7 protein-coding genes are annotated in these 13,969 nt (G+C 39.7%); 2 read left to right on the top strand and 5 right to left on the bottom strand.

The window, feature by feature from the left end; genetic code table 11:
* Nucleotides 1–77: 77 nt before the first annotated feature.
* Genes GYM74_RS02180 through lysA form a run of 4 tightly spaced genes read right to left on the bottom strand, consistent with a single transcriptional unit; the run spans nt 78 to nt 5,524 of the window.
* Nucleotides 78–1,481, bottom strand: coding sequence for an amino acid permease (locus tag GYM74_RS02180; protein WP_220218862.1), 1,404 nt, complete (start codon nt 1,479–1,481; stop codon nt 78–80).
* A gap of 54 nt (nt 1,482–1,535) precedes the next feature.
* A complete protein-coding gene (locus GYM74_RS02175; RefSeq protein WP_220218861.1) occupies nt 1,536–2,642 on the bottom strand; it encodes an alanine/ornithine racemase family PLP-dependent enzyme in 1,107 nt (368 codons plus the stop codon).
* Between the two features lie 18 nt (nt 2,643–2,660).
* Nucleotides 2,661–4,073 (bottom strand): APC family permease, encoded by a 1,413-nt coding sequence (locus GYM74_RS02170; RefSeq protein ID WP_220218860.1) that lies wholly within the window; start codon nt 4,071–4,073, stop codon nt 2,661–2,663.
* Nucleotides 4,074–4,126: 53 nt separating this feature from the next.
* Nucleotides 4,127–5,524, bottom strand: coding sequence for a diaminopimelate decarboxylase (gene lysA, locus GYM74_RS02165; protein ID WP_220218859.1), 1,398 nt, complete (start codon nt 5,522–5,524; stop codon nt 4,127–4,129).
* Between the two features lie 262 nt (nt 5,525–5,786).
* On the opposite strand from lysA, the gene GYM74_RS02160 reads away from it, so the two are divergent.
* A complete protein-coding gene (locus GYM74_RS02160) occupies nt 5,787–7,226 on the top strand; it encodes a sigma-54 interaction domain-containing protein (protein WP_370634046.1) in 1,440 nt (479 codons plus the stop codon).
* Nucleotides 7,227–7,245: 19 nt separating this feature from the next.
* Here the strand turns inward: GYM74_RS02160 and GYM74_RS02155 are convergent, their stop codons facing one another.
* Entirely contained in the window at nt 7,246–8,427 is a 1,182-nt protein-coding gene (locus GYM74_RS02155) for an NAD(P)/FAD-dependent oxidoreductase (protein ID WP_220218857.1), read from the bottom strand.
* A gap of 1,083 nt (nt 8,428–9,510) precedes the next feature.
* Here GYM74_RS02155 and gltB point away from each other — a divergent pair.
* Complete coding sequence (gltB, locus tag GYM74_RS02150) at nt 9,511–13,968, top strand: glutamate synthase large subunit (protein WP_220218856.1); 4,458 nt, start codon at nt 9,511–9,513, stop codon at nt 13,966–13,968.
* The last annotated feature ends 1 nt before the right edge of the window (nt 13,969 follow it).

Below are 13,969 nucleotides of genomic sequence, written 5' to 3'. Positions count from 1 at the left end.
CCTTAAACGTTTTATCGATAAGATTTTGACATGTAATCATCATCCTAAGTGATGATGATTACATTGTTAGACAAAAACTAAGTTGACTTAGTTGTGATAGCGGGATTACGTTTTTTATAAAAAAAGTAAGAAATTAAAATAATAGTAATTAATGCCAGTTCAGACAGTAAAATATAATGGCCTGACTCACCAAACCAAACGCCCAGTATAATCACAATATTGACCGTAATTGAAATCATGGCTAACCATGGAAACAGCGGTGATTTGAATTTAATCATCTCTTTCGGGTATTTACCACTGTTCACCCCCTTACGGAATTGATATTGGCACCATGCAATGATAATCCAGGCAAAACAGCCGACCTGTCCGGTACCGGCGACTAAATAAAGATAAAGCTTATCAGCAGCAATATATTTCGAAAATAGCGAAACTAACGCAATGATAGCAATAAAGAGAATGCCTTTTGTTGGTACCCCTCGTTTATTTACTTTAGAAAACGATTTTGGAGCTAAATTATCTTGTGCCATAGACCACAACATTCTTGAACTGGCATAAACGGCAGAATTAGCAGCCGAAATAGCAGCACAGAAAATCACAAATAGCATCATATAAGAGGCGAACTGAATCCCGGCCTTGTTAAAGACCCAAACAAACGGGCTGATTTCATCGTGAGCAACGCCATAAGGATAGACAAGCGCCAACACCGCTATTGCTAATACATAAAATAGAATAATTCTAAAAGCAACGCCGGTAATAATTTTTGGTAAAACCGATTGTGGCGATTGTGCTTCGCCAGCCGCACTACCAATTAACTCTACCCCTTGAAATGAATAAGTGACAATTGTCATACAGACAAAAATCGACAAAAAGCCGTTGGGAAACCAACCACTTTCTGTTTTAAATGTCGGCAGTAGATGCGTTTGCTCATATTGCTGATAAAGCAGATAAATGCCGGTGGCAATAAAAGCAATAATCGCCAACACTTTTATGGTCGAAAACCAGTATTCACTTTCACCAAAGGCACGAACCGAGGTTAAATGCACCGAGGTGATAACAACTAAAATAATTAAACTAAAAAGATAGATAGGAATGGAAGGAAAGACTTGATGAGCAATCATAGCAGCCGCTGTAAGATCTGCCGCCATTGACAATACCCAACTTAACCAATATAACCAACCAATGGTGTAACTCCATATTGGATTGGGAATAAACATTAATGCATAGTGTTGGAAAGAACCAGCATGCGGAAAAGCGCAAGAAAGCTCACCTAAACAAAGCATCGTAGAGAGCATAATACTGCCCGCCATTAAATAGGCAATAATTGTCCCTAACGGTCCAACCGTGCTAAGAGGTGCTGCAATACCAATAAATAATCCCGTACCGATTGATCCGCCTAACGAAATCATCAAAAGATGACGATTTTTAAGGTTTTTCTTTAAGTTACTGGGATAAGGACTTTCTTGAGTTTCTGATATAGCCATGTAAACCGCCTAGTAATCAATAAAAGCTGCCGGTGACCCGGCAGCTAGCACGAATTAATAAATAAAACGTTTTTCTACGCCATTTGTTTGACATGCCATGAGTAAGGCTGTGTAATCGAGTTCAAAACCGATCATATCGCCGACTTTCAATGTTTCAGTTACATCTTCAATATCAACAATAGTATGATCACTGGTTTGACCTAAAACAGTAATGTTATCGTCGATAGGAACACAGTTTTCGGCCGGAACGTCTTGACGTCCAAAGGCCAGTAAAGCACGTTTACGTGTACCATTATCAACAAATGTTTTACTATTTAAAAATGCATCAACCCCTAACTCACCAACAGGAACAGTAGGTTTACTATTGAGCTCGATGATTTGGGCATATAATTTATATAAATTACTGCATGCCTTCTCAACAGGTTTATTTGAGTGGTGGAATTCATCAAGATATTTCATATCCACATACTCAATACCAAACTCATGTAAACCACCGATTCTGATGTGGTTTAATCCTTCAGGCCAAATACCTTTATCAAGCAGATGATAGCTGGTGCAATTACCTGCTGACAGATATTTGATTTTGATATTACAAGCCTCTTCCACTTTACGTGCTATGTGTAAAAAATCCACGCCATTTTTAACGGTTGGCAGAACAGTACCATAGCAGTTAAAGTTGGTGCCAAGCCCATAAAGCTCAACACCTGGTAAAGATAATATGAGTTTAACGGTATCGATGATATCATCGAGGTGTTCAAACCAAATACCTTCACGTAAGTCACCCATATCCACCATTAATAATACTTGATGAATTTTTTGTTGCTTAACGGCTTCATCCGAAAGCGCTTGGATAACTTGTTTTTCACTGTTTAAGCTAATATCAGCATATTTAACAACATCGCTGATTTCGCTTAAACAAGGGCTACGTAATAAACAGGTCTTACAATTTAAGGCGTCTTTTAATTTTTTCAAATTGTAAGTTCTTGACTCAGCGATCACATCAATACCGCCGTCAAGCACGGCTTTGGCGGTTTCAACGCAACCATCAAAAACTTTATTGACGGCCATTACTTCAATGCCGTGTTTAGCTAACAGCTCTTTTTCAACACGAGCATTGTTTCTTAATTTACGTAAATCGATTTCCAATATAGGTTTGTACATACTTTACTCCTCTATATCTTATTGTTGTTGCAAGCGATTACGTTTTTGTGCTCTATGGTAGATCCATTCAGCTAACACAATAGCTAACACCGCACCACCAACAATTTTAGCGATATATTCAACATATCCACCCATATCGATTTGTGCAGGTGGGATAAACACTAAGATCACCGCAAATAGAGTCGATAAGAAACCTAACGCAGGTAACACAATCGGTAACACTTTACCCGGAATTTTAAAGCTACGTGGTACATCAGGTTGAGTAATACGTAAACGATAATAAGCAATAAACATCACTAAATATGGGATAAAGTAACAGATTGTTGTTAACGCCGTTAACATCCAATATGCTGCTGCAATACTCGGTGATACGAAAGTTGAGAAACAAAGTACGGTTACAATAATTGCTTGAACAATTAACGCAAAAGCTGGTGTTTTATACACAGGGTGTAAACGACCAACACGTTCGCCAAGTAAATTATCTTCTTTTGATGCTTCTTGTAACATATAGATAGGGCCAACTAACCATGAGTTAATTTGTCCTAACGCACCAAAGAATAAACAGATTGCCATAACCGGTAATAACCAAGGCATATGTAACTCTTTTGCCGCCGCTTCCATTGCTTGCATTACACCTGCAACAATATCAGTATCTTCAGCTGGCAATAAAGTATTAATTGCCCAAGAACCAATCATGTAAATACCCACAATCACAATTGCTGATACCGCCATTGCTTTAGGGAAATCACGTTGTGGATCACGAGTACGACCAGCGATCATCGGCGCAACTTCAAGGCCAGCAAAAGCAAACATCATACTAGATAAAAACACAATCGTATCCCAACTACTTAAATCAGGGATCCAATCGCTAAGATGACTATAGTCAGTTGCCATTGGATGACCAGTTAATAGCCAAACAATTGCTAATAGCACAATAATTGCAGCCGGAATAAATACCCCAAGCCATGCACTGACACTATTGATAACTTTAGTCCATTGCATACCTTTGATATTCATTAATGTCAAAATCCAAAATACCACCATGGAACCGACACCAATAAACACCTGATTTTGAGCAAGTTCAGGACTAAACATATAACCAATTGCAGTAAAACCAAACTGCAACATTAATGGGAAGAAAAGTACACATGAAAACAGGAAGCAAACAACCACTATCCAACCAACACGTTTACCAAATGCTTCTTTTACCCATACAAAGATCCCACCATCTTTTGGCCAGCCTGTTGAAAGCTCACCACATACCATGGCTAAAGGGAAGAAAAGACAGAATGCAGCAAGTAGCCAAAGTACCATTGCTGACGCCCCATAAGGCGCAACATTCGGAATTTGACGTAAACTTAATATTGCAATGACATTCATAAACACAATGTCTTTAATACCAAGTAAACTTGAATCTTTAGAATCACTCATAATAACCTCACATAATAACAACTGGGGCAGTTATTGCCCCAGCCAGTTCATGATTAATACACGTCGTATCCAACCATATCCTCGTAAGTGTCTTCACGGCGAATCAATCGATCTTTGCCATGTTTATCAATCATAACAACAGCAGTACGTGGGCGGTTGTTATAAACTGTTTGGCTTTCGATGGTATAAGCACCGGCATCAAGGAAAGCAATGATATCGCCAATTTGAGTGTCTTTTGGTAATAAGAACTCTTCACCTTTAACACCCACGTGGAAATAGTCACCACCGTCACATAATGGACCCGCTAATTTAATGTACTCATCATGTTGTTCAGTAATTCTTGATGCATCATAGACATAGAAGAACCAATCAAAGTGTTGGCTGTCAGATAACACGCTATAACCAGCATCAACAAATTTCCATTCAACATGTTCTTCGATGTTACCGTCTAAGTCATAGTTAGTTTTACGTTTTTCACAAGCAACTTCAGTTAAAAGTACACCCGCTGAACCGGTTACTTTACGACCTGGTTCAATACAGATTTCAACATCAGTACGCCATTTGTGAACTTCGCTAATGATTGCATCAGCAAAATCTTGTGCGGTAATACCTGCATACATATTGTCTTCTAATGGGTTACCATTTTCTTCGTCATATTTATATGGAACAGGAATACCACCACCAACGTTGATTAAATCAAATTTAATGCCAAGCACTTCTTCTAAACGGCGTGATTCATCAACTAATACTTTGGTCGCTTTGGCAAAAGGTTCTGCTTCCGGTACTTGATCCCCTACGTGCATATGTAAACCACGTAAATGAACATAAGGCATTTCAAGAATACGACGACAAGTCTCTTCAGCTTGTTCTAAGTCGATACCAGATTTAGCGTGATAAGCGGTGACTAATTCTGCGTGAGTTGCTGACGGTACATTTGGTTCAACACGCACACACACATTTGCCACTTTTTTCAAACGTCGTGAAATCTCATCAATAATATCAAGCTCATATAAGCTATCTACGTTGATGATGTAAAGATCGTTTTGGATAGCAAATTCTAAATCAACAGGTTTTTTAACCACACCGTTGAAAACAATTTGGCTTCCCGGGAAACCGATATCTAAACATTTACGCACTTCAAACATTGAGTTTGCTTCAGCATAGATACCTGCGTCTTTAATTGCTTTAAGTACGCCCATTACCGAACAGGTTTTAGAAGCATAGAAAATTTTTGTTTTAGGATGCGCTTTAAATGCTTCTTTGATTTCTTGAACGTTACGATCAATTTCCTTTTCAGAAAAAACATAAAAAGGCGTTGGGTATTTTCTGGCTAATTCTTCTAAATTAACCCCATCAAAACATAATTTGCCACTTTCAGCACTAAAACGACGATCTTTTGTTATAAGATCTGTGCGTATTTTGTTATAATTTGACATAATTTTGTCGGACATATGACCTCCAGTTAATTAGTACATAAAAAAGTACATAATGAATAAGAAAAATGGCTTCTCACAAGTAATGCAATCAGCATGCCAACTTAAAAATTACTTATAAATCAAATTCTTAACTATATACTTACAAAAAAAATATTAGTCATTTAGTAAAAAATATGTTTTTATGACAAAAATTCGTCATTGTTGAGGTAATGGTTGAAAGGCTTTTAAAAATTAATATACCACTTAGTAAATGATCTCAATTTCAAAAGGTACTACTATCATGACAATCGATCCTGAATTATCACAAGCATTGGATGTATTTAAACATTTTTTCGATTTAATGCATCAGCCAATGGCCATTATCGATAAAGAAGGTAAATATATTTACTACAATAAAGAAAGTGCTGAGTTGGATGGCTTCCCGGAAGAACAAGCCATCGGTAAACCAATGCTTAAAGTTTATCCTAATTTGAAGAAAGAAGATAGCACTATGTTGCAAGCTTTACAACATGGTAAAGAGTATCAAAACAATTACCAAAGTTATTATAACCATGTTGGTAAAGTCGTTGACTACCTTCATACCACCGTTCCGCTTTATAATCACCAGAAAGAGATCATCGGTGCAGTTGAGATAGGCCGTAATTTATCCAACGTCAGACAATTACAAGACCAAGTATTTAAACTCAATAGCCGTTTATACCAAAATCAAGAACAACCCTTACCGGAAATTGTCTTTGCATCGCAAAAAATGCAGGACGTTATCGATCAAACCAATATTTTAGGTGCTAACGATGTGCCGGTATTAATTGTGGGTGAAACCGGCACCGGTAAAGAGCTGTTTGCCCGCTTAATTCACCAAACCAGTGACCGGCGTGATAAAGCGTTTATCTCGCTAAACTGTAGTGCCCTGCCAACTACGCTGATTGAAAGCACGCTATTTGGCACCGTTAAAGGCGCATTTACCGGCGCAGAAAACCGTCAAGGTTACTTAGAACTTGCCAATGGCGGTACGCTGTTTTTGGATGAACTCAATGCAATGCCGTTAGAGATGCAAAGTAAATTATTACGCTTTTTGCAAGAAAAAACCTACTGGCAATTAGGCGGTAATAAAGAAATTCACTCAGATGTCCGTATTGTGGCCGCCATGAACCAATCGCCGGCAGAGCTGTTAAAAACTGGTAAAATGCGCAGCGACCTATTTTATCGAGTAAATGTCGGTTTAATCAAACTGCCAGCCTTAAGGGAACGTACCGAAGACATTCCGGTATTAGCCCGGTACTTTATCGATAAACATCAGCATGACGTTAAAGTGACCATTAGTGGTATTAGCGAACCCGCGTTAAAGCAATTAATGTCAGCGCCGTGGCCGGGCAATGTCCGTATGTTAGAAAACGCCATAGTCCGCAGCATGGTGCTGCAAAATGAACCTGGCGAACTGCAACATATCACCCTTGATGATGAGCTGTTTGATATTCAAGCGCCGCTTACTCAACAAGAGCAGGTAAGCCAGCCGGAAAAAACGGTCAACGTTACACCGCCAAGCAGCGATAACTTAATCGAACAAGTTGAAAACTACGAAAGACAGCTCATTGTTGATGCCTTAAATCAAGCTAATGGCAAAATCATCACGGCGGCCAAATTGTTAAACATTTCCCGCACGACATTACAATATAAGGTCAAAAAGTATCATATTCAAATGGGCGTTATCGACAATTAATGGCAAACATAAAAGCTCGTTAATCAAAAGCCTTCGCACAAGCAAAGGCACTACTCCAAGCCCATTGAAAATTATACCCACCTAAAGCGCCAGTTACATCCACAACCTCACCAATAAAATAGAGGTTAGGATGTGACTTTGCGGCCATCGTTTTTGACGATAAAGCATCAGTACTCACCCCGCCTAATGTCACTTCGGCTGTGCGATACCCTTCTGTACCATTAGGCATAATTTGCCATTGCGTTAAGGCAGTATAAAGCTGCTTTTGCTCATTAGGATTGAGTTGTTTAACCAGCTTATCGGCAATCATATTCAATTGCATTAATGCCTCAACAACCCTTTTAGGTAAAATTTGTGCCAGACAATTTTTTAAAGACTGATTACGATTCTTCTCAAGCAGAGGTTTAAATGCCGATTCAAACGGGAGATCGGGCAACAAATTAATGGTAATAAATTCGCCTGCCTGCCAGTAACTTGATAGCTGTAAAATAGCGGGACCAGAAAAGCCACGGTGGGTAAAGAGTAAATTCTCTTTAAAACTGATTTTATCATTAGCCACTTCAACCGGTAGCGCAATCCCGGCTAGAGGAGATAACACATCTAACAATGGTTTATGTAAGGTAAATGGCACCAGACCGGCTCTAACCGGTACAACCGGAATGGCAAATTTTTCAGCGATTTTGTAACCAATTGATGTCATGCCTAATGCCGGCATGGATAAGCCACCGGTTGCAATTATCAAACTATCACTTTCAATAATGCCTTGTGAAGTGTGCAATTGAAAGCCGTCAGCCACGATCTTCACATCATCGAGCTGCGTTTGCATCATCCACTTAACACCGCCTTTTTGGCATTCGCTAACCAACATATCGACAATCTCTTTAGCGGAATTGTCACAAAACAGCTGACCATGATCTTTTTCATGATAAGCGATATTATATTGATTGACTAATTGGATAAAATCCCATTGATTATAACGGCTAAGCGCCGATTTACAAAAGTGCGGATTTTGTGAAATATAGTGCTTGGCATCGATATCCAAATTCGTGAAGTTACACTTCCCGCCACCGGACATCAAAATCTTTCGCCCGGGCTTTTTACCGTTATCAATTACAGTCACATCAAAGCCCTTTTGCCCGAGTAACCCCGCACAAAAAAGCCCCGCTGCACCAGCGCCTACAATGGTGATTTTAGTTTGCATAGTTGAGATATTAAAAATAAATAATAGCAGATTATAACAGTATAAAATTATCCGTCATCATTAAGGGATATTTCAACCGATTTTTTGCTAAAACACCTATATTTTCTGAAACTTCTTGACAAGACTTCACCGCTTTTTTATCGCAATAAATCCAATCTTTATTTTTCTGTCTTTAAGATTTTGAGTGGCTTTTGTGTATGGTTTTTTCCTAAAAACGGCTTCAGTATTTAATATTTTCTAAAATGAGAATCAAAAATTTTTATACTTAAACATAGGTATTTTCTGAAACTTCTTGACAAAACTTACCCGCTCTTTTATCGCAATAAATCCAATCTGTATTTTTCGCCTTTAAGATTTTGAGTCGCTTTTGAGTATGTTTTTTTTCCTAATAACAATCTCAATATTTACTATTTTCTAAAATGAGAATTAAAGATTTTATACTGAAACATAGGTATTTTCTGAAATTTCTTGACAAGACTTGCCCGCTTTTTTATCGCAATAAATCCAATCTTTCATTTTTTGCCTTTAAGATTTTGAACCGCTTTTTTGTATGTTTTTTTCCTAAAACGGTTTCAGTATTTAATATTTACTAAAATGAAAACTACGAATTTTTATACTAAAACATAGGCATTTTCTGAAACTTCTTGACAAGACTTATCCGCTTTTTTATCGCAATAAATCCAATTTGTATTTTTCGCCTTTAAGATTTTGAGTCGCTTTTGAGTATGCTTTTTTCCTAATAACAATCTCCACATTTACTATTTTCTAAAATGAAAATTAAAGATTTTTATACTTAAACATAGGTATTTTCTGAAACTTCTTGTCAAAAAAGAAAAACAACTTATGATGATTATAAAAATTATTTAAAAAATAATGCCCTTATATTCTATTTAAATTTTAATAATCAATAAGCTACATTTTATTATTAGCTTCATTAATAAGTCTCATATCAGTTATTAGAAGATTGACTTATAAGTAATATTTATTTGACCAAAATTGCATTTTTCTTTAATTTCTTAGCCAATATGGGATTAATGCCTATACCTTCACAAAATATAAAAGCGATGAATTAGAGGCAATGATATGTTATATAACCAGAATCTTGAAAAAGATAACTGTGGATTTGGTTTAATTGCACATATTGAAGGGCAACCAAGTCATAAAGTAGTACGTACTGCAATTCATGGATTGGCAAGAATGCAACATCGTGGCGCAATTTTATCTGACGGTAAAACGGGCGATGGCTGTGGGCTTTTATTACAAAAGCCGGATAGATTTTTTCGATTAGTTGCGCAAGATGCCGGTTGGCGCTTAGCGACAAATTATGCGGTAGGCATGTTATTTCTCAGTCAGGATGAGCAAGAAGCGCAAGCCAGCCGGGAAATTGTAGAACAAGAGTTAGCCGATGAAACCTTATCCATTTTAGGTTGGCGAGAAGTGCCAATCGATAAAAGTGTGTTAGGTGAAATTGCCTTATCTTCACTTCCTAGAATTGAACAAGTCTTTGTTAATGCGCCGGCAGGTTGGACTAAGATTGATTTAGAACGTCGACTGTATATGGTACGTCGCCGTATTGAAAAACGTGTACAAGACGACACCTTTTACGTTTGTAGCTTTTCCAATCAAGTCAATATCTATAAAGGCTTATGTATGCCTAAAGATTTGCCTCGTTTCTATCTGGATTTAGCAGATATTCGTATGGAAACGGCGATTTGTTTATTCCACCAACGGTTTTCCACCAATACTGTGCCACGTTGGCCATTAGCCCAACCATTTAGACATCTGGCACATAATGGCGAAATTAATACCATTGAAGGCAACCGCCAGTGGGCTAAAGCACGTTCTTACAAATTTAAAACTCCGCTGATCCCCGATTTACAAAATGCCGCACCATTTGTCAATGTGACCGGTTCTGACTCAAGCTCACTTGATAATATGTTAGAGCTGTTTTTAGTTGGGGGAATGGATATTGTTAGAGCGATGCGTTTATTGGTACCGCCGGCATGGCAGAATAATCCCGATATGAATGAAGATCTCCGTGCCTTTTTTGATTTCAATTCCATGCATATGGAGCCGTGGGACGGGCCGGCAGGTATTGTGATGTCAGACGGTCGTTATGCAGCGTGTAATTTAGACCGTAACGGACTACGCCCAGCTCGTTATGTTATCACCACCGATAAACTTATTACCTGTGCTTCTGAAATTGGCATTTGGGATTATCAGCCCGATGAAGTAGTGAGTAAAGGACGAGTTGGTCCCGGTGAATTACTGGTTATCGATACTGAAGAAGGCCGCATTTTACAATCTTCTGAAACCGATAACGATTTACAAAAACGTCATCCTTATAAAGAGTGGATGGCAAAAAATGTTAAGCAGCTTATCCCTTTTGAAAATTTACCGGATGAGAATATCGGTTCTCGCAGTTACGATGATACGCTCCTAGCCACTTATCAAAAACAGTTTGGTTATAGTGCTGAAGAGATCGACCAATGTATCCGTGTGCTCGGTGAAAATGGGCAAGAAGCAACCGGTTCAATGGGCGATGATACCCCGTTCGCCGTTTTATCAACCAGACCACGTCTGATCTATGATTACTTCCGACAAAAATTTGCTCAAGTCACCAATCCACCGATTGACCCACTGCGTGAAGCACACGTAATGTCGCTCTCTACCAGCATCGGTCGGGAGATGAATGTTTTTGCCGAAGCGGAAGGACAAGCGCATCGGGTGGCGTTTAAATATCCGGTATTGGTCTACTCCGATTTTCAACAATTAACGGCTTTAGAATCTCGTTACTATAAATCCGAAACACTTGATATCACCTACGAAATTGACGGTAGTTTGCGTGATGCCATTGAGCAGTTATGTGGCGATGCCGAAGCCAAAGTCCGTAACGGTACCGTTTTATTAATCTTATCAGATAAAAATATTGCTGCTGACAGATTACCGATTCCGGCACCCATGGCCGTGGGCGCCGTTCAACAACGATTAGTTGAAAAAAACTTACGCTGTGATGCAAATATTATTGTGGAAACGGCAAGTTGTCGTGATCCGCATCAATTTGCTGTGCTCCTCGGTTTTGGTGCAACGGCAATCTACCCTTATTTAGCTTATGAAACCTTAGCTCATCTGGTCGACAATGGCACTATCAATAAATCTTACCGTGAAGCGATCGTCAATTATCGCAACGGCATTAATAAAGGTTTATATAAAATTATGTCGAAAATGGGCATCTCAACCGTTGCTTCTTATCGCTGTTCCAAACTGTTTGAAGCAGTGGGTCTACATCAAGATGTGGTTGAACTGTGTTTTCAAGGGGTAAGTAGCCGTATTAGTGGTGCAAACTTCGATGATTTTGCGCAAGATCAGTTTGAACTATCGAAAAAAGCATGGTTACGCCGTAAACCATTGGAACAAGGTGGCTTGCTTAAATATGTCAATGGTGGCGAGTATCATGCTTATAATCCTGATGTGATCCAATCGCTACAAAAAGCGGTCAACAATGGTAACTATGAAGATTATAAAATTTATGCCGATATCGTCAATAATCGGCCACCGGCGACACTGCGGGATTTATTAAAGCTCAATCCACCGCAAAATGGTGCAATTGCGCTTGATGAAGTCGAGCCGGAAACGTCACTGTTTCAACGCTTTGACTCAGCTGCAATGTCAATTGGGGCACTAAGTCCGGAAGCGCACGAATCACTTGCCCAGGCAATGAATACTTTAGGCGGATACTCCAATTCCGGCGAAGGGGGCGAAGATCCGGCTCGCTATAACAGCATAAAAGTATCACGCATAAAACAAGTCGCTTCTGGTCGATTTGGTGTCACGCCGGGTTATTTGATGAGTGCCGATGTGATTCAAATCAAAGTCGCACAAGGGGCGAAACCCGGTGAAGGTGGTCAATTACCGGGCGATAAAGTCACGCCTTATATTGCTAAATTACGTTTTTCAGTACCGGGCGTTACGTTGATTTCGCCACCGCCACATCACGACATTTATTCAATCGAAGATTTGGCACAGCTGATATTCGATCTTAAACAGATCAATCCTCAAGCGATGATATCAGTAAAATTAGTCTCAGAGCCGGGCGTTGGCACAATTGCTACCGGTGTTGCTAAAGCTTATGCCGATTTGATCACCATTTCCGGCTACGACGGCGGTACCGGCGCCAGCCCTTTAACATCGGTAAAATATGCCGGTTCACCATGGGAGCTTGGTTTAGTTGAAACCCAACAATCACTTGTTGCCAATGGTTTACGCCACAAAATTCGGTTACAAGTTGACGGCGGATTAAAAACCGGTACCGACATTGTTAAAGCGGCGATTTTAGGTGCGGAAAGCTTTGGTTTTGGTACCGGCCCAATGGTGGCATTAGGCTGTAAATATCTGCGCATTTGCCACTTAAATAACTGCGCTACCGGCGTTGCCACACAAGATGAAAAATTGCGTCAAGACCACTACCATGGACTACCGGAAAAAGCCATGAACTATTTCCGCTTTCTTGCTCGTAATACAAGGGAAGTCATGGCTGAGCTTGGCGTAAGCCGTATTGTCGATTTAATTGGACGCACAGACTTACTGTTAGAGCTTGACGGCATTACCGCTAAACAACAAAAACTTGATTTATCCGGGCTACTAGAAACCGCCACACCACTTGAAGGTAAACCGGTGTACTGTATTGAAGACAACAAACCTTTTGATAAAGGTGTGTTGAATAACGAGATCATCACGCAAGCACAACAGTTTGTTGATAATCGTCAAAGTAAAAACTTCTACTTTGATATTCAAAATACTGACCGCTCTGTCGGCACCAGCCTATCTGGCTATATTGCTAAAAAGTATGGCGATCAAGGTTTAGTTGCCGATCCGATTTCACTGCACTTTAACGGTACCGCCGGACAAAGCTTTGGTGTATGGAATGCCGGCGGGGTCGATTTAACCCTAACCGGTGATGCCAATGACTATGTAGGCAAAGGTATGGCTGGCGGGCGCATTGTTATTCGTCCACCGCAAGGCTCAGCGTTTTTAAGCCACGAAGCGACCATTGCCGGTAATACCTGCTTGTATGGCGCAACCGGCGGTAAATTATTTGCTGCCGGCCGTGCTGGTGAGCGCTTTGCGGTGCGTAACTCAGGCGCAATTAGTGTGGTTGAAGGCATTGGCGATAATGGCTGTGAATATATGACCGGTGGGATTGTTTGCGTACTGGGTAAAACTGGCGTTAACTTCGGTGCCGGTATGACTGGCGGTTTTGCTTATATTTTAGATACCGACGGCGATTTTCATAAACGTATCAACAAAGAGCTGGTTGAAATGTTAAATGTGGCTGATTATTCGATTCATGAAGAGCATCTACGTGGCTTAATTATGGAGCATGCACAATTAACCCACTCTTCACGTGCGGAAGAAATTTTAGCCAACTGGGAAAAGTTTGCTAAACAGTTTGTTTTAGTCAAGCCGAAATCGAGCGATGTAAAAGCCCTGCTCGGTCATCGTAGCCGATCATCTGCTGAACTACGCATTCAAGCACAGTAAG

Origin of the sequence: Gilliamella sp. ESL0405 (assembly GCF_019469205.1) — a bacterium.
Taxonomy (GTDB): domain Bacteria; phylum Pseudomonadota; class Gammaproteobacteria; order Enterobacterales; family Orbaceae; genus Gilliamella.
Note: the sequence above shows the minus strand (reverse complement) of the source record. Positions and strands in the feature narration are given on the sequence as shown.

Coding starts and splice junctions, on each gene's coding strand:
- gltB (WP_220218856.1), top strand. CDS start 9,511: ATGTTATATAACCAGAATCTTGAAAAAGATAACTGTGGATTTGGTTTA.
- GYM74_RS02180 (WP_220218862.1), bottom strand. CDS start 1,481: ATGGCTATATCAGAAACTCAAGAAAGTCCTTATCCCAGTAACTTAAAG.
- GYM74_RS02175 (WP_220218861.1), bottom strand. CDS start 2,642: ATGTACAAACCTATATTGGAAATCGATTTACGTAAATTAAGAAACAAT.
- GYM74_RS02170 (WP_220218860.1), bottom strand. CDS start 4,073: ATGAGTGATTCTAAAGATTCAAGTTTACTTGGTATTAAAGACATTGTG.
- lysA (WP_220218859.1), bottom strand. CDS start 5,524: ATGTCCGACAAAATTATGTCAAATTATAACAAAATACGCACAGATCTT.
- GYM74_RS02155 (WP_220218857.1), bottom strand. CDS start 8,427: ATGCAAACTAAAATCACCATTGTAGGCGCTGGTGCAGCGGGGCTTTTT.